Annotated in this window: 11 protein-coding genes; 1 reads left to right on the forward strand and 10 read right to left on the reverse strand. The window is 37.0% G+C overall.

Annotation, left to right across the window (positions count from 1 at the left end):
- Nucleotides 1-613 precede the first annotated feature (613 nt).
- From ACFSAH_RS07400 to ACFSAH_RS07440, 9 genes are all read right to left on the reverse strand, one after another.
- Nucleotides 614-2,281, reverse strand: coding sequence for a beta-N-acetylhexosaminidase (locus ACFSAH_RS07400; RefSeq protein WP_379662075.1), 1,668 nt, complete (start codon nucleotides 2,279-2,281; stop codon nucleotides 614-616).
- Nucleotides 2,278-4,659 (reverse strand): glycoside hydrolase family 3 N-terminal domain-containing protein, encoded by a 2,382-nt coding sequence (locus ACFSAH_RS07405; protein WP_379662076.1) that lies wholly within the window; start codon nucleotides 4,657-4,659, stop codon nucleotides 2,278-2,280. The genes ACFSAH_RS07400 and ACFSAH_RS07405 overlap by 4 nt, the downstream gene beginning before the upstream one ends.
- 102 nt (nucleotides 4,660-4,761) lie before the next feature.
- A complete protein-coding gene (locus ACFSAH_RS07410; RefSeq protein WP_379662077.1) occupies nucleotides 4,762-6,012 on the reverse strand; it encodes a glycoside hydrolase family 88 protein in 1,251 nt (416 codons plus the stop codon).
- Nucleotides 6,013-6,145: 133 nt separating this feature from the next.
- Nucleotides 6,146-7,069 (reverse strand): DUF5017 domain-containing protein, encoded by a 924-nt coding sequence (locus ACFSAH_RS07415; protein ID WP_379662078.1) that lies wholly within the window; start codon nucleotides 7,067-7,069, stop codon nucleotides 6,146-6,148.
- Nucleotides 7,070-7,085: 16 nt separating this feature from the next.
- Nucleotides 7,086-8,672, reverse strand: a complete 1,587-nt coding sequence (locus ACFSAH_RS07420; RefSeq protein WP_379662079.1) for a RagB/SusD family nutrient uptake outer membrane protein — start codon at nucleotides 8,670-8,672, stop codon at nucleotides 7,086-7,088.
- A gap of 12 nt (nucleotides 8,673-8,684) precedes the next feature.
- Nucleotides 8,685-11,810 (reverse strand): SusC/RagA family TonB-linked outer membrane protein, encoded by a 3,126-nt coding sequence (locus ACFSAH_RS07425; RefSeq protein WP_379662080.1) that lies wholly within the window; start codon nucleotides 11,808-11,810, stop codon nucleotides 8,685-8,687.
- Between the two features lie 223 nt (nucleotides 11,811-12,033).
- Nucleotides 12,034-13,485 (reverse strand): T9SS type A sorting domain-containing protein, encoded by a 1,452-nt coding sequence (locus ACFSAH_RS07430; protein WP_379662081.1) that lies wholly within the window; start codon nucleotides 13,483-13,485, stop codon nucleotides 12,034-12,036.
- 32 nt (nucleotides 13,486-13,517) lie between these two features.
- Complete coding sequence (locus ACFSAH_RS07435) at nucleotides 13,518-17,867, reverse strand: polysaccharide lyase family 8 super-sandwich domain-containing protein (RefSeq protein ID WP_379662082.1); 4,350 nt, start codon at nucleotides 17,865-17,867, stop codon at nucleotides 13,518-13,520.
- 490 nt (nucleotides 17,868-18,357) lie between these two features.
- The gene (locus tag ACFSAH_RS07440) at nucleotides 18,358-19,347 is read right to left on the reverse strand and encodes a diaminopimelate dehydrogenase (protein ID WP_379662083.1); all 990 of its coding nucleotides are present in this window, start codon (nucleotides 19,345-19,347) and stop codon (nucleotides 18,358-18,360) included.
- A 530-nt stretch (nucleotides 19,348-19,877) separates the two neighbouring features.
- Between ACFSAH_RS07440 and ACFSAH_RS07445 the strand changes: the two genes are divergently transcribed.
- Nucleotides 19,878-21,467 (forward strand): ATP-binding cassette domain-containing protein, encoded by a 1,590-nt coding sequence (locus ACFSAH_RS07445; RefSeq protein ID WP_379662084.1) that lies wholly within the window; start codon nucleotides 19,878-19,880, stop codon nucleotides 21,465-21,467.
- 127 nt (nucleotides 21,468-21,594) lie between these two features.
- Here ACFSAH_RS07445 and ACFSAH_RS07450 read toward each other — a convergent pair whose 3' ends face one another.
- On the reverse strand, nucleotides 21,595-22,236 hold the full coding sequence (locus ACFSAH_RS07450) for a DUF6266 family protein (RefSeq protein WP_379662085.1): 642 nt from the start codon (nucleotides 22,234-22,236) through the stop codon (nucleotides 21,595-21,597).
- Nucleotides 22,237-22,290: the final 54 nt, after the last annotated feature.

The following is a 22,290-nucleotide window of genomic DNA, read 5'->3' on the forward strand; positions in this document are numbered from 1 at the left end:
ATATCGTTTCTATATGTTTTTTAGTATTTCAATTTTGGTTAATATTGTTTTAATATTGACTAATAACCGCCTTCACTATTCCATTAAACAGCTTTAACTTATTTTTATACTTATCTTAACATTACAGGTGTGATGACATTATAATAATGCCATAGAGCCCTTATAGGGGCTATACATAATAATTTGTTTTATGTATTTCTCTATACAAAGGACGGTAACTTCTCTTTAACGGTGGGTAACTTTTTGTTTACTTTCTAACCAACTATTTGAAAGAAGTGAAGAAGGAAAAAAGATTTTTGTCAATTTTAATTTTGAGGATATACTAGTCTTATTTACCAACATCGTCTCTGAAAGAACGATGTGTCGCATAAGCCCATGAACAATAGTCCATAGCTTGTAATAGCGCAAAGCAACCCATTGCTAAGTACTTCCATCAAGAAAAAGAAAATGCTCACCCAGAACAGGCAAGATTGTGCGGGAGGATAAAACAAAATCAGCATCGTCCACACTGAGACGATGCTGAAAAAAGAAAGTTGTTGACCCTATGTCTTCTTCCATAAATAGCACTAAAAGAAGATAAGCCTATAATAGAAGACAAAATACACTCTACATATTATTTATTATTCATTTCCTGTTTAGTAAGCTCATCTGTACCAGGCATCATTTGAGACCTTTGTACAGGTCCTAAAAATTCATTATACTTTTCGGGATTAAAAGGATCGTAATAATAAAGTCCTTCTTTAGCATATATAGAAAGATGTTTTTTCAACCTACCCTGATAATCACTATAATCTTTATGCTGTGGCTGTGTCCAGGCAGATTCGGCTAGCGCCGTTATACGTGGAAACAGCATATATTCCAGATGTTGCTCTGTAGACACAGCTTCGGTCCATAAATTTGCCTGTATTCCCTGGATCAATTTCCCGGCATTCGGATAATTGAGAATGTCTTCGGTAGGAAAATTATAAACGCTTTCTATAGGAACATAACCTCCCGCCCATTTTCTACCTATACTGTGTTTTTCGTTCTGTACAAAATCAAAATACAAGGGTAAACGCGGACATAATACAGTCTTAAACCCTTTCTCTAAAGACTTTTTCAATTCATCTTTTTTATCATGTCGCCACCAAAAGACAGTAGTTTTTTCTATTGGCAAAGACGAACCTACAACTTCATCCCATGCCAAAATCTCATTATCCATTTTCAATAATGTATCTGCCATACGGTTCAAAAAATAATGCTCTACTTCTTTCAAATCTTTAAAGCCTTTTTCCTTGACTAGCTTTTGCACATAAACATCCTTATGCCAATGTTGATTTCCAAAATGTACTTCATCTGCACCTATGTGTATTTTCTGAGAAGGAAAAAGTACGTTTACTTCTTTCAGAATATCTGTCAGGTATTGATATGTAGCATCATTAGCCGGATTAAAGGTAAACTCAGGATATTTTTCAGAACCACCACCACTAAACTGCGGATAAGCCATATTTGCTGCTGTAGCATGCCCCGGCATATCTATTTCTGGTATCACCTCAATATACCTTTCGGCTGCATAACGCACTATTTCCTTAATATCTTCCTGCGTATAATATTGTGCCGGAGCTAAAGGATCTGAATAGTTACCTATCCCCCCTACCAGCGTCAGACGTGGATATTTTCTAATCTCTATCCTCCAGCCCGGTTGATCTGTTAAATGCCAGTGAAACTTATTCAGCTTATAAAAAGCCATCCAATCAAGGATATCCTTAACTTTTTCTTTTCCAAAAAAATGTCTCGATTCATCCAGCATAAAACCACGCCATCCATACAATGGTTTATCGCTTACATCCCAGCAGGCTAGTTTTAATTTTTGATCAATTACAGGGGTATTTCTAACCAACTGCAACAGCGTTACTGTTCCCAGAAAAAATCCTTCTTCGTCTGCAGCTTTTACAGTTATCTGGTTAGCAGACATCAACAATTGATAGCTGTTCCCTTTCAGTTCCTTTGAAGATGCCTGTACATAAATTATGTTTGTTACAGCATTTTTCTTTATTTCTAAGGTGACCCCGGTATGCTTTAATATTTCGGTTTGTAAATAATAAGCCGCTTTTTGTCCTACAACATGGCGAATCTGAATAGCGCTTCCATTACTCAGATTAAAATAGGTCTGCTTAAATGCAATTTCCTGAGGCTTTGGAATAACCGGGCTCTGCACTTGTGCCCAAAGCGCATGACTAAACATGAGCATAGGCAACATCAATAATCTAACTACAAACTTATTACTCTTCAAGTTTTTCATAATACCGTAAATATACCTGTTTGCCTGATATCTTCTGATGACGAACCTACCATTACTTTGAAATCTCCCGGCTCTACCACTCTTTGCATATCTCTGTTCCAAAGTTTCAGATCGTCTGACTCAATAGTAAACTGGATTGTTTTTGTTTCGCCCGGCTTAAGCGATGTTCTTTCAAATCCTTTCAGCAACTTTTCGTAAGTAGTTACAGAACTCAACACATCCCTGATATATAACTGAGCGACTTCCTCTCCTGCTACTTTTCCTGTGTTGGTAACATCTACACTAATATGAACTTTATCCTGAGCAGTCAGCTGATTGTTGATCTTTAAGTTACTATATTGGAATTGCGTATAACTTAGTCCATACCCAAACGGATAAAGCAGTCCCTTCACCCTTGCTGTTTCACCTTCATCTGTTTGTGCATTGGGCTTGGTTGGAAAATTTAAAGGTAATTGTCCTACAGATTTAGGAAAGGTCAACGTCAGTTTTCCTCCTGGATTATAATCTCCAAAAAGCACATCGGCCACAGCCGTACCACCGTGTACACCCGGATATCCGGCATAAACTATAGCTGGCGCATATTTTTCTACCCAGTTGATAGATACAGGTTGTGAACCTATCAACACTACTACATAAGGCTTACCGGTAGCATGTATAGCTTTTACTAAATCTAGCTGATGTCCTGGTAAATCCAAAGACGTACGGCTTTTATTTTCTCCCGCTGTTTTGGTGTTCCCGCCAATAAACAATACTACTAAGTCGGCCGCTTTAGCTTGTTTTACAGCCTCATCTATCATAGCCTGTTCCGCTGCATCTGGTGCTTCCGGAAAGATTTCACTTTCAGGCCAGTTTTTATCTATCAATTCTACCCCTTTGGCATACAACACCCTGTCTTTACCTATTTTATTTTGGATCCCTTCCAGCATATTAACACTTTTAGACATCAATGGTCCGTAGTGCGTATGCGCATAGTCATTATCTATCACATTGGGACCAATAACAGCCACCTTACCTATATTTTTTGTTAAGGGTAATGCATTATTTTTATTTTTCAACAACACAATACCTTCCCTCGAAGCCTGTAATGCTATTTGTTGGTGTGCTGCACTGTTCACCAACTTTAAGGTGTTTTCTGCGCTTTTAACATAAGGCTCGTCAAACAATCCTAATTTAAACTTCACCCTTAATACATCTTTCACACGACTATCTATCGTATCCATAGGAATACGACCTTCGTTTACCAGTTCTCTCAGATTATAGATAATACTATCCGGTGTTCTAAATGTAGTCCGCACATTCATTCCAGCCATAAAAGCCTGATAAACGGCTTCCTTTAAATCCGCAGCAACATGGTGCTTGTTATACAAATATTCCAGCGCATCGCTATCACTTACCACATAACCCGTAAACCCCATATCTGTACGCAACCTATCTATCAGCCAATATTTACTTCCCGATACCGGAACTCCATTGTAATCATTATAAGAGCTCATCACCCCCATTATATTAGCTTCTTTGATCACTTTACGGAAAGGATACAATAAAATATCTTCTACCTCACGTGGCGAAACCTGCGGATCTGTTCTCGCCAGTCCTTCCCTTGCTCCTTTATTAGCACTATAAACGGCAAAATGCTTAGGTGTTGATGCAGCACCCGCTCCCTGTATTCCTAAAGCCATTTCCACTCCTAAGCGCGCTGTCAGATAAGGATCTTCTCCATAAACCTCTTCCAAACGCCCCCAACGCTGATCGCGGGCTACATCTAAAATAGGTGCATAAACATTGGTATAACCTAAAGCCCGGGCTTCTTTACCTGTAATCTCTCCCATCTTACGCACCAACAGGCGATTCCATGTCATCCCCATATTCAACTGTGTTGGAAAGCCCGTAGCTTCATAAGCTTCTATACCTCTTATCCCTTCATTGGTAAAATCTACCGGAATTCCTAAACGCGTTTGTTCTATAAAGAAACGTTGTGTTTCATTCATTGCCCAAACATGTTTTTTCATATCGGTTACCAGATCAAGTTTAGTTTCTAGCTGGGTCCAATTGATAAAACCATTTAAATGTTCATCTATATTTGCGACGCCATCTTTCCATATCTCATTTTTCCAATTGGCTGTAGGTAACGAATCTTTAAGAATACGTTTATATCCATACAAAGTAGCCATCTGGTTAGTTTTCTCGTTCAGGTTCATCTGTGCAATCAGATCATTTACACGATCATCTACACTTCTGGATGGATCTTCATAAATGTCTTTTTTTCCATTTTTATTCAGATCTATCCAACCTTTTTTGTAGATTTTTGATGGTGGGGCAAATGAACTTGCCGTGTATATGGCGGTTACCAAACCAGCAATAATAAACTTCTGTTTCATGTCCTGTCATTAAAAAACCGCAACCATCGGTAGAGTAAAGTGCATTAAAGCTACCTGACCCCGACAGTTGCGGCGTTTATAGGTGTGTTCTTTTACTTAATACTATCCTTTGATCTTTTTATATCTCAATAGCGCTTCCAGAAAATAATAATCAGCATAAATCAACGGTACATCTATTTCACTATTATGCGGAAAACTTCCTGTTGAATGTTTCAATATAAAACCAGAATTTGTTCCCGGTGCCGCCAAATATTCTGTTCCTGATAAAGATTTTAATATCTCTTCTGCTGCATTAAAATACTTCTTACCTTCTTCACCTGTATAAGTACTTAATTCTAACATAGCAGACGCTGCCAACGATGCAGCCGAAGCATCTCTTGGAATATAATTTAACTTATTTTGTCCTTTATAATCCCAGTCTGGAGTATAACCTTCCTGTTCTACATTAAAGTCCCAGTAAGGTATTTTATCTTTCGGTAGATTCGGATGATTGATAAAGAAATCTGCAACTTTTTTAGCATGCTCCAAATACTTAGGATCTTTTGTTTCGCGGTACATCAACGTATAGCCATAAATTGCCCATCCCTGTCCTCTAGACCATGTAGAATTATCTGAATACCCCTGATTGGTTTGCTGATGTAATACCTCTCCGGTTTTGGCATCATAATCTACAACATGATAGGTACTGTAATCACTTCTGAAATGGTTTTTCATAGTTTTATCTGCATGCGATATAGCTGCGTCTTTATACTTAGGATCTCCTGTAAGTTTAGAAACATAGAACAACAACTCCAGATTCATCATATTATCGATGATAACCGGATAAGTCCAAAGTGTTTTTCCATCCCACGACATTTTATCATTCCATGATTTGATTAAACCTACATTAGGATAGTATCTGGTTAAGGCAGATTCTGCAGATTGGATTAATATTTTATTATATTTATTAATCTTCGCTGTATCTTTCTCTAAACGTACTGCATTTCCATAAGAACAATACATTACAAAACCAACATCATGATGCTGCGTTAAGAATTTAGCTTGCTCCAAAGCATCTGTCCATTTTTCGGCTTCAGCTTTCCACTTCGGATCCTGATTAAACTCATAAATATACCATAATGCACCTGGAAAAAAGCCCTGTGTCCAATCCCAAATATCTGTTCCTTTTACAGAACCATCCGGATTGGTTGTTCTTGGAAAACTGGTAAGATCTTTGGATTGATCTAACATGATGGTATACTGCTTTTCTGCTACCTCAAAATCTTGTTTTACCATGTCTTTGTTTCCACCACATGATGATAATAATGTCCCACCAACTGCAATCGAAGATGCAATTATCAAATTCTTAATCATTTCGTATCTCGGTAATTTGTATATGTAATTTATTCTGTTCTATTCTTGAAGAAACTGTCTAAAAATCTCTAAACCACAACATCATGGAAGGGCAAGAATGTTTTTAGACAGTTCTTAATAATTATTTGATGTTTTATGGGTTAATTTTAACTTCTATGCTTTTAACCGTCCTGCTTTCTCCATAAATATTTACATTAAACGCATCAAAGGTTACTTTATACGTACCTGGCTTTGAAAAATAATATGAATAACCATCTAATTTAGTAGTCATGTTTTTTAGTGGTTTTCCCGCATCTGGCGTTACAGAAGTTAATTTAATTGCTTTTGTTACAGCCCAAACTTCGTTGCTCCCTACCGCGGCTCCTCCTCCCTGAAATTTAACTGTATTATCTGAATTAAATGTCCATAAAACGGGGGAGTTACCAAATTTAACATTTTTCCAACCTGCATCTCCTATAGTAGTAACTGTAAGCACTTCCCCATCACTTGTCTTCATTTTTACATCAAACTTATTCACCCACCATCTTGGTTGTGTAGTACCTGTTGTTCCCTTATATTTAAAGGCAAAGTAAATAGGCTTGGTTTTATCTATATTCAAACCTAAAGAACTTAAATCCAACAAATTTTTAGCTCCGGATGGAGTATAATTATCATTACCCATAATAGCAGATAGTGTAAATGCACTGGTTATCTCTGTCCATTCAGATGCTTCCTTAACATTTTCCTCTGAGTATATTCCATTAAACTTCTGAGAAGCAAAGACCCGGAAAGACTGCGGTTGATCTACATCTGAACCATAACGTCTGTTTGTTGCAAATTCTAAAGTAATTTCATTACTTTCTGCCTCAGTTCTGCTTTTATAATCATATTTATGTCCATTCTCTCCGGAATAAAACACCACCTGATCTGGGTTACCGGATAATATAAATTTTACGGAATCTCCTAATTTATATTCTTGTTTATCTGTCTTCACGTCAAAATTAAGCTTTACTACTTCTTTTTTGTCGCATGAAGCTAATAAGACAATACCCGCTATATATAAAAATATCTTTTTCATATGCTTGTTTTCTTTATTACCAACCTTCATTTTGATGTACTCCTCCATTTAATGAAATTTCGGAAAGTGGAATCGGCAGTAAATTATTCCTCGTAGTAACCTTTTCTCCTGCCAATGCTGTATATTTAATATTTGCCATTCCTGAAGTTCTGATATCACTTCCCAGCTTATTCATAGTATCTACAAATTCGCCCCACCTTATTAAATCATACTTTCTAAGTCCTTCAAAACACAATTCTCTAAACCTTTCTTCTTTTATTGCTTTTTTCAAGTCATCAGGTGTAACTAATGTTGCACTTATATCCGAAGCATGTACTCTGTCTCTTACTTCTTTTAATGCATTTTTAGCATTTAATGTTGCACCGTTGACTTCATTTTCGGCCTCTGCATACATTAATAATACATCAGAATAACGTAATACAGGGAAATTAATAGGAGTATAGTTTTTATTTCTAGGTCTATAAGTCTCATAACCGCGTCTAAACTTAGCTGCCATTCTATTTTCTATATCCGTATTTGGGTAAAATGTAGAATCTGTAACTACGTTATTAACATGTACATACTTATAAGTAGCAATATTCCAATCTCTTCTCTCATCCGAATTCTCATAAGATTCATACAGCTTCTTCGTAGCAACTACAAAACCGTATGAAAACCCTTTAGATTCATCATTACACTGAATTCCTTGTAAATTACCTACTCTTCCCGCTTCAAAGTCCGTAAAATTATTTCCATAAAACTCTACTTCCCAGATAGATTCTTTTATATTGTACTTATCCCCCGCCATATCTTTGAAGACTTTTGAATAATCTGAAACCAAAGCATGCTGATAATCTCCATTAGATGGGTGTACCAGTTTTTCAGCCCATTTTAAAGCATCCGCGTACTTAGACACATCTTTTAATGGTGCACCTGCCATTTTCAGGTAAACTCTAGCCAATATACCTCTGACAGCCGACTTAGAAACCCTCCCTGCGTGTCCATATGCAGTTATAGGCTTCACCATTCCCTCTGCTTCTTCCATTTCCTTTACAACAAAGTTATATACATCTTTTTGCGGAGTAGCCGGAACATCGACTGTATTTACAGATGGGGTTGGTACCGTTTTCAATGGCACATCTCCCCAATTGCTAACCAGTAGAAAATAATAGTATGCTCTCAGGAATTTCGCCTGTCCTATCGCATCGTTTTTATCCGTCTCACTCATACTCACTTCATCTACTCTGCTCAAAAACACATTTGCTCTTTCTATTCCTTGATATAAGTATTGCCACAATTGCTCTACTAATGGTTCTGACGCATTGAATACATATACTGCAGGTCCTGATGTATATGCCGTTCTGTAGTATGCTCCATCATCAGCAATAGATAAATAGACAGGCAGGCTACTTCCATAAAACTGCTCTCTCCCCATAACATCATAGATACCGGTAAGAGCCATATTAACATCATTCTCGTTATTGAAATAGTTTTCTTTCACTATAAAAGTGGGCTCTTTATCCAAAAAGCTAGAACATCCCTGAGTAGTGATTGCAAAAAGACCAAATGCTACCAGTCTTCTAAAACCAGATTTGCTTATTATATATTTTAAATGATTTTTCATTATTTACTCTCCTTATAATGATAGATTTACCCCGAACACAATTGTTTTTGGCCTAGGATAAGATGAATAATCGAACCCTGGTGTTAATGCACTGTAATAAACAGCCACCTCAGGATCATAACCAGAGTATTTGGTAAACGTCAATAAGTTTTGAGCTGACGCATATACCCTTAGGTTTTTGATATTCATTCCCTTTAAATATTTTACAGGAAATTTATACCCTAGTGATATTGTTTTTAATCTCAGATACGAGCCGTCTTCAACAATTCTAGAAGAATAGGCATAAGATCCCTGCCCTCTAACTCTAAACATGGTATTACTCTGATTTTCAGGAGTCCATCTATCACTAAATGTTGCATATTGATTTAAATAAGCTTTATCTCCTCCCTCAAACCACAGTCTATTAGCGTTAATGATATCATTACCGTAAGACCATTGAAAAAACAAGTTTAAATCAAATCCTTTATAGGTAAAGTTATTTGAGAATCCTCCTTGATGAATAGGATATCCTCTTCCTATTACTGTGCGATCTAAATCGTTTACAGTTCCGTCTCCGTTCAAATCTCTATATTTGATATCACCCGGCTGTACAGCAGCACCGTTATTTGTAATTCCCTGTTTAAGTTTATAAGAACCGTCTGCTTGTTTATCAAAATCGTCATACTGGTAAACTCCATCCCATATATATCCATATATCTGCCCAAGCGGTTGCCCAACTTTTGCAATATATGCCGGAATAGTTCTATAGAACTGATCCCAATTCACAGTACTGGTACGACTTTCCTGATTTTGAGTTAAGGACAGAACTTTATTTTTATTAAATGCAATATTAAATGACGCATTCCAATTGAATTCTTTATTCTTAATCACATCACCGCTTACACTTAACTCAATACCCTCGTTACTTGTACTACCAATATTTTTATATGCAGTGCTATATCCGGTACTGTAAGGCAAAGACGCATTCAACAATAAATCTGTAGTTTTTTTCTTGTAGTAATCTACCGTAAAAATTAGTCTTTGTTTAAACGCTCCTAAGTCTATACCTACGTTACTTTGTGCAGTGCTTTCCCATTTCAAATCTGGGTTGGCAATAGAACCTAAATAAACGCCAGGTGTTAGTGCATTACCAAATGCATAGTATCCATTACTTGCTGGACCTGTATTTTCAAAATTCAATGCAGCATAAGGTGCATACTCAGTTACCCTATTATTACCTGTAACACCGTAACCAAGTCTGATTTTCGCATCTGAAAGGAATTTTATATCTTTCATAAAGTCTTCCTGGATAATCCTCCAACTGGCAGCAGCAGAAGGGAAATACCCCCATCTGTTTTGTTTCATGAACTTGGAAGAACCATCTGCCCTATATGATGCGGTTAGGTAATATCTGTTATTATAATTATAGTTTACACGACCTAAATAAGACATCATTGACCATGATGTAATAATTGACGTAACCGGTTGTGCAACTCCCTGCCCCAATCCTGCTAAACCCAAGGTTTCATTAGGTAATAGAATAGCAGAAACGCCATATCTTTTGTAATTATTTTCCTGAAATACTAAACCTGCAACAGCGTTAATATTGTGCACCTTATTAATACTCTTATTGTAAGTCAATAAGTTTTCATTTTGCCAGGTATCACTTTCAGTATATAAAATTGATCCATTAACTTTGTTATTACTCTTTGGATAACCATAACGGGTTTTTGAATTATTAAAAGATTCATTTCTCCAATCAGAATTGTTAGCACTACCTGTTATTTTAAACTTTAACTCCGGTAAAATAGCATACTCTGCATACCCATTAAATATAATTCTGGTATTATAATTATCTCTCACCTCATTCTTTGCAGAGAGAATAGGATTTATTCTGTAATCATTATTTTCGTCAGTTCCTGGCGCTACCAAATCATCAATCAAATCTCTATTATCACCGTAAGTAATGGGCCTATATCCCCAAACACTATACATTAGATAATTCATAGCAGAGTGATTTGCTTCTGGTGAAGCAGGATTAGCTCCATAAGTTTTAGTCGATGTATAGCGTACATCAACTCCTGTTTTTAATTTCTTACCAAAATTTTGATCTAACGTAACACGACCTTGCTTTCTACCAAATCCCGAGTTAATAATAACTCCCTTTTGATCGAACAAGTTGCCAGAAAATGAATACTTAGTGGTTTTATTCCCTCCATAAATAGAGAGAGAATGATCTTGCATAAATGCAGTTCTAAATAATTCATCCTGCCAATCTATACCTTTTACAGTTTTATAATAATCTAAAGTAGTATCTCCTCTTAAATAAGTCTTTTTAATATCTTGAGGATCTCTCTCTGCATTTAACTTCACAAATTCGTACGGATCCATCAGCTCAATTTTATTGATTACACTCTGAGCTCCTGCATATCCTGAATAATTTACCTGAGGAGCACCCTCTTTCCCTCTTTTAGTGGTTATTAATATAACCCCATTGGCTCCTCGCGCTCCATAAATTGCAGTCGCAGATGCATCTTTTAAAACTTCAATAGATTCAATTTCAGAAGGATTCAACACATTACTATTTGCATCCTCCATAGGAAAACCATCTATTACGTATAATGGAGAGTTATCCTGCGTAATAGAATTTGCTCCACGCACAATAATATTAACTCCTCCCCCTGGTTTACCGCCAACAGAACTTACCTGCACACCCGCTACACGACCAGCTAATGCTTCAATAGCAGAACCTACAGGAGCTTTTTGCAAATCTTCCATCTTTACAGAAGCTACAGAACCTGTTACATCTCTTCTTTTCACCTCCCCATATCCTATAACAACCACCTCATTCAAAGACTTATTCTCTTTAGAAAGTTTAACGTTTACAGTAGTCAGTTCTCCTGTTGCTACCTCTTTAGGTGAATACCCTAAATACCTGAACACTAAAACAGGTTTTTCATTTTGTGGTACTTTAATGGAATACTTACCATTTACATCTGTAACGGCTCCTATAGTGCTTCCTTTAACAGACACACTAACCCCAATTAAAGCATCATTCAGTTCTGCATCATGGACAGTACCTGTAATTAACTTGGTCTGCTGTGCTGACAAGTTCAGGTAAGTCAAAATCAGAAAAATAAATAGTGATACCTTTCTCATAACTTAAGTTGTTAATAATAGTTTTTTAGGTTTATACAGTACTATTTTATAATGTATAGCCTTTGTTTAATTAGTTTTTCTATATCAAAATTCAACACTAACCCTTCTTTAATAGGGGTAATAATTAGTTGAAATAAGGGTAATAATTAATTAACAAGTGTTTTCTATTCAAAATTGAAGTTTAATCCTGTTTTAGAACATATCCATCTATCTCAAATAACCCTCAGTTGATAAACTTTGTTTTCAGGTCTGCTGTATTTCCTTTTACCCGGATCATATACACTCCTTTAGACAATACCAATCCCGATACAGGAACCACATTTATCCCTTCTTGTAAAGATATTCTCTGTGAAGCCATTAGCTTTCCCTCAATATTGATGACAGTCAATTCTGCCTGTTGTGCTTGTACAACATAAATACTAGCTTCTAATCCATTAGCTATATTTCTTACCTGCAACTTGTTGTCAACTGTGGATACAGTAACCCGAAGTGTTTTATCCGTATAGGTAGTCGCTTCTCCATTTTTATCTACCTGACGTAATTGATAATAATTGATACCATTGTCAGGATGAGCATCCACATAATTGTAACGCTGTACTGAGAAGCCATCACCTTTAGCACCTACATACCCTATTTTATTAAAGTTTTTCCCATCGGCTGATCTTAAAACATCAAAATGACTGTTATTTTGTTCTGATGCTGTCTGCCAGTTTAATTGGATACCATTTTGAGTTTTTGAAGCATTGAAAGAGGTTAAGGAAACTGGAAGCGTTGGATCTGTTGCTGACGGGTAAGTAATAGAGAGATCTTTAATACTATATCCATCTGTAGCACCAATATTCGCTCCCCCCGATTGAATAAACATGTAAGAATCTAATTCAGAATTGATTGGTAAAGCTATAGAAGGCAAAGCATCTGTCAACGCTCCATTACCTGATTTTTCTATTGTTCTATTTATAGTACCTAATTTAACATTATTAACAAAAACATCAATTTTCCCCGATTCAATTTCATAATCAATACTGTTATGAACATAATCAACTTTAGCATCAGAATTATTATAAAAGAAGTCATATTGATATTCAGTTTCAGGAATAATTAATGTATTAGATAATGATAGATTTGAAGTAGTATTAGCTGTTGATCCCTCTCTGTATTGAAAATCAAATTTACCAGAAGCATACAACCAACGTACACTAGAAAATATCTCATTAGAACTTCTATAAACAGAACTAGAATTCCTCATCAAACCAGATCCTAATTTACCTATAGTAAAAGAAATAGATGAAGCAGACTTTGCTGTAGCATTAGCATCAAGTGAAACTTTCATTTTAAATGAAATCTTTGCTACAGATTTACTATTTGTTAAAGAATAGTGAGAAAATTTAGTTACTCCGGATGCCGTAGCATTGATAAAAATACTTGTTGAATTAACAAAATCAATTTTCCCCGTATTAGTAGTCCCTATTAATCTTAATACACCATTTGACTGCGTTGGAAGAGGGCTGTCTATTTTCCCACTTTCAGCAAAGTTGTTACTGATTCCATCACACGACCAAGTAAATCCACCATTTCCAAGTACTGGTTTGATTTCTCTATTATAAGGACTAAACTGCGCATTTGCTAAGCCCGCGCTCAATAGTAAACCCAGGCTTAATAGTAGTTTTCTTTTCATAATTGTTTATTTTTTAGCGTTTGATTTATTTATTATAGTTTTAAAAATTTCATTTGTTTATTGCGTTCTTGTCCTTGTAGTAACAGAACATAAGTTCCCGCAGGCAAGCCCGATACATCTATCGAAATCTGGTTTTCTCCTTCAACAATATTATTCGATCTGGAGAAGAGCACTTTCCCCAATAAATCAGTAAGTACAACTTTAATCACTTCCGAACGGGGCGACACCACATTGATATTAGCCATTTGATGAACAGGATTTGGGTACAGTAAAACGTCGTAACTTTTATTTATCGATAATTTAACTACGATAGTACTTTCATAGCTTATCACATCGTCTTTATCTATTAGCAACAGCCTGTAATAAAGCTGCTGATTATACAAAGGCAGTTCATTGTCAGAAAAAGAATAATGCAGGGCTTCCGAAGAGTTTCCGGCAGCAGCAACTGTAGCAATCTGTTTAAAATTTAGCCCGTCTGTACTACGATACACCACAAAGTGCGATGTGTTTTTTTCGCTAACAGCAATCCAGTTTAGTAAAACAGCATTGTTGCCTGGTTTACCTTCAAAAGAGAGCATGCTAACAGGCAAAGGATCTGCTTTAGCATAATTCATTTCCATGTTGGCTAAGGTTATTTCTGCGGCATTTGCTGATGGCAGTGTACTGCTTGCTCCCTGAAACAAATAGCTATTTAATACTACACCGCTAACCATTTCCCCAGAGGCACCAATAGCTGCGGAACCGTTGTAAATTAACCGAGATGCCCGAACCAATTTACCATGAGGTTTTACCCAAATGTTCAATTTTCCGGCAGGCAGTTCATAGTGTTCTCCATTTCGTGTATAGTGTTCTGTTACCGATGAATTGTTGGCATAAACTTCTACATCATAGTTTTCTCCTTTTTTAAAGGCGCTATTGCTAATCAGTTTATAAGTTGCACCCGTTCCGTCAGCACTTTCTCTAAAGTTGAAGTTGATTCCCGAAACAGTTATATTCCACTGCAAAGCGGCAAATAACTCCGGAGCAGACTTATACACACTATTTGCATTACTAAAAGTATTACTCGTTACTCCCCTATTTCCTATTGCCCAAATAAATGCTCCATTAGTTGGTGTACTATTAAAAGCAATGGTAAAAAACATGCTTGCTACAGGCGTAGCCTGTTCAATACTGTATGCCGAAACTTTACTGATTCCAGAAACGGCTGATGCCGACATTTTGAGTGTACCATCTGGGTTTAGTACAATTGTTCCGTTAGTACCTCCTGCTGCATTAACAATATGCACCCTACTTGTTCCTGTTGGTGGATAAGGCAAAAAGCCTGGGGAACCAGCGGATGACATAGAATGGCTATAGCTAGCCGTAACTATTGAACTTCCTTGTTGATAGGTCGGTGGCGTTCCAAAACCAGAAAGTCCGGTTCCGGTGGTTAAATCGTATACCCATTGTTGCGATGGGTTGTCCCATACACCAGTATGTTCTTCCTCTGTAAGGTCATCGTTTACCAGTATCAAAGTTTGGGCAAAACCATCTTTTAAAGAAAAGCTTGCATCTAACTGATTATCCTGATAAACTATCCCTGCATTCGAGGTATTCTCGGCAATTCTCCAATTACCTTTTAACGATACCGTTACTTCGCTTACTGACGATATCCATGTACTTTCTGCATTTTCCGTAGCGTTCAAGTCCGGATTTGCTATTTTAACCACCAAGGTATCTCTACCCTTTTCCCTAACCGCCAACAGTGCTCTTCCCGATATTCCTTTTACAAAACCGGTATTAATATTAGGCTGTGCCAAAAAACAACTGTACAGTATACTACTATCGGGTATATATTTTACCGCATGTACAGAGTCGGTTTGTTTAAGTACCTGATACAATTCTCCCTGTGCTATCTTGATCGATAAAGCATCCATTTTCTGAGGAGTTGTTGCCGGTACTACCACATACTGGTATTTTGAGTCTGTTGGTTTAACACCATGAGCAAACCATGCTTTACTAACGTTAGCACTTGCCGTACTACTTACATTATTTGTAGTATGCAATGGTGTGGTTTGCGTTCCCCTGAAAATATTGACATCCCCATTTCCTTTAGGGATGTAATAACCTGTAGTTTGTCCATTAACCAGCCATAACCCGTTAGTTGTGGTAGATATTGCCTGATCGTAAGCGGAACTTACAGGTGTTGCCGAATTGATATATATAGAAGGATTTGAGACAGCATTTACCCCCTGAAATAATGTGGTAATAACCGGATCTGCAGAGTTTGTTGCACTTATTGTACTTCCCAAACATACCATTAACGAATCGAAAGTAAATACGGATTTTCTAAACTTCAGGTTACTACCTACATATTTTGCACCGGCATTTTCTACAAAGTTCATCCCAAACACTCCTGTATTTCCATCGGCCAATGCTCCGGCAAAAGCATCTGCCTGATATTCGGAGGCTGTACCCGAAGGTATTGGCTTCAGGTTTTCGTAAGATAATTTTACTGTGGTAGCTCCGGGCATCATATTCCAATCCCAACCAGCGCCTCCAGCTATATAACCGGTACTTGTCAGGCTTCCATCATATAAAACCTCTAAAGCGCCGTAACTTTGGTAACGTCCATAACGGTTTGCTTCGGCATATATCTCTGCACCAAACATACGGTCTGTAAACCCTCTCGAAACAGCTATCCAGTTATTTTTACGCATAATACCTGTTTGCGCATAATTCAACTGATAGTAACCATCGTAATTTGCTGCTGTAACCGGGTATTTATTTTCCTGAAAAACATAGTTATAGAAGCGAGCCATTTCCGGATCTATACTTTCGCCAATCAAATCTCCACCTACCTGCACCAACCTATCAAACGCTACAGCATTAACCGGAACAGATGAAGGGAACGGGCCCCTGCCTGATGCTGAGTTTGGATAAAAAGCCCCTTTAGATGTTTCTAAAAAAAGCGTCTTTATGGCCCGGCTCATATTCTGATAAGCTGTTTGACTTATTTTAAAAGGTGTTCCCTTCAGTTCGAAAGCCCGGCTTATCCATGTACCATAAGCATACTGATAACTAATATGCTGCGAGTTGTGATGAAAACCTACTCCGTCTACTTTGATGCCATCCCTTGCCCCTGCACTGCTATAAGTAAACTGTTCCAGATAACGGCCAAAACTTTTCAGGTCGCGAGCTATCTCATCATTAGTATTCTCCAAAAGAGCCAGCTCTACCAAAAAGTTAGATTTGATGTGAAGAAAATCCATTTCTAAACCCGGTACCGGATTCGTATTATAAATAGTATTGAACTCGTGAGACCACTTTAATAGCTTAACAACTTTTTCTCTCAAAGACTGATCGGTCAATAATGGAATAGCTTCTAAGAAGCCTATCGGGAAGTTTCTTGCCGAGCTATAATCATTATATGGGATCACTATACGACCACCTTCGGCCAAGCCCTGATCAATCAGGTATGATAGAAATGAATTTAATTTGGCTAAGGCATCGTTATCATTATTTTTCACATAAGCCCTGCTCAAATAACTTACATAATTAGATACTTTTAGTAAAGTATCTAGCTTATAGATATCGTATATTCCTCTCCCATTTAACGTTCCATCTGTATTGAGCGTTATATTTAATGTATTTACATAGTTTTTTGCTTCTGTTATTTGTACAGGGGTTGCACTACCAACAGTTCTTTTATATAAGACTTTAAGATTTTCGATCGCCGACAGTTCTGCCGGACTTATTGCCGATAAGGGAATATCCGGCTGATTATTATAGGCCAATATAGCCTGCGTATAATTACTGGTAAAACGAAAATCGAGGTAATCCTTGCCATTATGCGGTCCCGGAATGCGTGTATCTCCATTGCCAGCATAAGTCATTTCGTCAAAAAACACCTGATTAGATCCCGTATTTCCCTGATAACCTCTATAAGTAACCGTAATTTTGTTCAGTATAAACCCAGGCTGTTCGGTTCCCTTATTATAATCGTAACGATAACTTCTGTGAAAATCCCGCCAGCCTTTATAATTTAAAACAATACGAGCCTCTCTTTTCAGTGCATTTGTATTATCGTAAAATTTAAAAACAAGCGTATCATTGGTAATTGCTTTTGAGTAAATCCAGAATTGTGCTGAATTAGCCGAATAATTATAAATTTCCGCAGCAGGAATTTGTAAATTATTAATGCTGAGTATCTCGTTATGTTTCGTATTCCACTGTAAGCTATTTGCACCTGATTTTTTATGGTTATTGCTAATGGAAATTGTACTCGCAGAACTGGCACTATAATCAGTTGGTACACCTGATTCAAAATTCTCATACCGCAACTGCCCCAGAGAAACCTCAGCCACCAACATGAATGCCCCGGTAAGTAAAGCTTTATTCATACTATGTTTATAATTGATTTGCTTTACCTAAATTGATAACAATGGCTTTATACAGAGGGGTATAAATACGTATAAGTAGGGGTTTATTTTAGTTTAACAGGAATAAGTGTTAAGGAATGATGAATTTGAAGCTATATCAAAAATAAAATATTATCATTTCGATGAACACAGTGAAGAGAAACATTCCTCATAAGCACCTCTGAAACAGATCCTTCGACTGCACTCAGGATGACTCAAAATCATCGATATCGTCATGCTGAACTCGATTCAGCATCTGCGGGCATATGAAAAGGTATAAACCAATAAGCCCTTTTGCCTAAGCTAACAGATCCTGAAGTAAATTCAGGATAACAAAATCCTTTTGCTGAACTATGGACAAATAAAAAAGGTGCTTACTGCATTCAAATACAGCAAACACCTTTATTTATTTAAATGATATTAAAGACTTAGAGCCTGTTTAAATTTATATGGTGAAATTTTTCATAGGTTTCTATAATAAAGTACGTCTTAATTCGGCAGCAGATTTAGGAGAAAGACATCCCAAAGGAATATCAAATACCGTACACGCCCCTGTTTGACCATTTGCAGCCATTTTAGCCACTGCTCTGGCGTAAGCCACCAAAACACTGGATGTAAACTCAGGATTGTCCTCAAGTGCTAAACTAAATTCTATACGCTGTTTAGTATCTGTACCTGTAGTTCCTGTACGGAATACAGTTCCCCCATGTGGCATAGTCGAGTGATTGGCTTTAAGCTCTTCTTCCGAAATAAAATGAACCGTAGTTTCGTACTGATCAAAATAATGCGGCATCGTCTTAATTGTAGTTTCAATTTCCTCTACACTTGCCCCTTCATTAGCAACAACATAACAAACACGCTGATGCTTCTCTGCCGTTGTTAATTGAGGATTTTCTCCAGCCCTAACACGCTCCAGTGCGCTATCTAACGGAATAGTATACTGCACACCATTTTTAACACCAGCCACACGTCTGATAGCATCAGAATGTCCCTGACTTAGTCCTTTCCCCCAGAAAGTATACTCCTCTCCCTGTGGTAAAATACTTTGTCCCAATAATCTGGCAATAGAAAACAAACCCGGATCCCAACCTGTAGAAATAAGGCTTAAAGTATTACTGGATTTAGCTACTTTATCTACATTTTCAAAATACTCCGGAATTTTTGCATGCGTATCAAAGCTATCAACCGTATTAAACATTTTAGAAATTTGCAGAACCTGCTCCGGTAAATCAGTAGCAGAACCTCCACACAAAATCATCACATCAATTTTGCCTTTATATTCCTCTATCTTTGAAATAGATACAGCTTTGGGTCCTATATTTAGCAAAGAAGGATCTCTTCTTGTAAAAATAGCCACCAACTCCATATCCGGATTTTGACGTATAGACAATTCAACACCTCTTCCAAGGTTTCCGTATCCAACGATACCTATTCTTAAAACGTTTCCTGCGTTATTTTCCATTATATTTTGTTATTTACCAATAGCTTTCCTATATAAAAATCTCATTGAGCATATCTATGAAATGTCATCAATTTCAGACTTACATTAAAGGGAATCTTTGAAGAAATCTTCTGTTCAGAAACAGAAGTTAATTCACTTTGAAGCCGAGCTTTTCGGCGACTAAATTAAATAAAATGTAGACAATACAAAGAGCAGAAACGCTAATATTCTCAATTAAACAACTAGCTATTTAGCTTTAACAAGTAGTATTCCCTACTCCTTTTCGACCAATTTTGTTTTTATAGTGCACAAAATCGTATATTTGTACACAAATTATGTAATACTCCAATGAAAATAACTAAGTAAATAGGTCTTCAATAGACCTGTTCATTGCCCAAGTAGGCATTCATTCAATTGGTCTGTTGTTTAACTGCTTGTTACCTTAAACAAGGAAAATTACTTAGAAATCATGTGAAAATTTAAGATTTACAATACGTTTCCCATCTGGGATTTTAATCTATTTATTCTTTCATTTTAACTTTCATTAATACATGGGTATTCAGGCACAACATATAAGCTATACACACGCTAATGGGCAACTTTTATTTGATAATATATCTTTCAATATCTCCACACATGAAAAAGTTAGTTTAATTGGAGATAACGGAAGTGGGAAAAGCACTTTGCTACGCATTCTGTCCGGACTTATCTCTGATTACAAAGGCGATTTAATTTGTTCATCAAAACCGTACTATATCCCACAACATTTCGGGCAACTGGAAAAACTCACAGTAGCCGAAGCACTCCATATCCATCATAAATTAGATGCATTGAGGGCTATATTGGATGGAAATACCGATGTGGAAACTTTTGATGCACTGGCTGATGACTGGACCATTCAGGAACGTTCACTAGATGCCTTAAAGGAATGGGATTTACCTCTGGTAAATTTGCATACCCCCCTCAGCACACTAAGTGGTGGCGAAAAAACAAGAGTTTTTTTAGCAGGAATTACCATCCATCAGCCAGACATTTTACTATTGGATGAACCTACCAATCATTTAGATACAACGGGTAGAAATAAACTTTACCAACTAATAGAAGATTTTAAAGGCTCCATCATCGTGGTCAGTCACGACAAAAAACTGTTAAACTTACAACAAAAAACCTTTGAGATTTCTAAAAACAACCTTAGGGTATATGGAGGTAATTATAATTTTTATCAGGAAGCTAAAAATGAAGAACTCACCGCTTTAACTCATTTGGTTAAAGACGCAGAAAAAGATCTGAAACTGGCAAAAAAACAAGCACAGCTTAATAATGATAGGATGCAGAAACAACAAGGGCGGAATCAAAAACTGGCAAAACAGGGAGGAATACCCAAAATAATTGCCAATGGATTAGCCAGTCAGTCCGAAAAAAACATGGCTATCAAAAAAGAACAGCAGCAAAAACGACAGGAAGAGCGTTCAAATACTTTGTCTGAAGCAAGAACCAACCTTGGACAAGAACAATTACTTTCATTTCGCTTTCCAAACACCGCTTTCCCTCTGGGTAAAGCACTGATAGAAGCAACACAATTGCAAATTGCCTTCGGGACACAAAACCTATGGAAATCGCCATTAGATGTACTGATAAAAAACGGAGAAAGAATAGCCATACAAGGCAAAAATGGAAGTGGTAAATCCACGCTTATTAAAGCATTGCTAGGAGAAACCAATCTTCTTACAGGACAAGTAAAAAGGGCAGCGATGAAATGGATTTACCTGGATCAGTCTTATACACCACTTCATCCATCCATCACTGTTTTTGAGCAATTGCAAAATTTCAATCTCAGGCATTTAGAGCAGCATATACTCAAACAACATCTGGTGCAGTACAAATTACCTGCTTTATTATGGGATAATCTGGTAGATAGCCTAAGCGGTGGAGAAAAACTAAAATTACTGCTTTGCTGCTTAAACCTAGCCAATGAAAATCTGGATCTTATTGTACTGGATGAACCCAGCAATAATATGGATATCAAAAGTTTAAATCAGTTAATATTTTCCATCAAGTCTTACAAAGGAGCTATTATTGTGGTATCTCATGATGAGTACTTTCTAAACGACCTGCAAATTGATCGTATCATCCAGCTGTAAGTACTCAAAAAACACAAAGGGCTGTATCATCTTATCTAAATACTTAGGTTAACAAAACATCAACTTGATACAGCCCCAATTATATATGATAAAGCTATCATTTGAGCCCACTGTATCACAAAAATGCTTATACACACCCACCATATACCGAATCCGACAACTCATTCCGTACCACATCATAAACCCCGACATATATATGGAGGTGCGGATATTTTGCAGTAGAAATCTCCTCACCCAGATTCCAGGTAAAAGTTCCTGCCGATATTTTAGCCCCGCCTTCATCAAATAAAACCTGCTCTTCTTCAATAGCATAAGCCACCACCAAAAGTATCCCTCGCTTGTATTTGTATTGCGTACTGTCCCATTGGATATGGATAGTATTTTCTTCACGCGTAACTACCAAAAGAGAGGGCTCCATCAAATTCCCCCTAAAAACCAATACCTTTTCCGGATTAACATACGGCACATTGTTTTCGTCATAGTCAATAGCATTTCTGAAAGTATAAGATTGTGCAGACTGGAAAGCCCCTACCCGACTTCCCCGGGGAGCTGTATTCTTATAGCCAAAATCAATCACGGGTTTTAAGGGTTTTAAAAACTGTGACACGACCTTCATCCGCGACCTGTTAAGTAGAGTCAATGCGGTCGGTTTACGCCTGACCACGGTAGGTAAGCCACGGATAATAGTCTGACCATTCAACTGATAACCTACAATACTGCCCACTTTCCCCGAAAACGGACCGTTGATACCATCTTTAAGTATTGCCATAATGCATAAAGGTTTATAAAGTATTTCCCTCATTAGAAGAGGGTTATATCATAA

This window comes from Pseudopedobacter beijingensis, assembly GCF_042678145.1.
Lineage (GTDB): Bacteria > Bacteroidota > Bacteroidia > Sphingobacteriales > Sphingobacteriaceae > Pseudopedobacter > Pseudopedobacter beijingensis.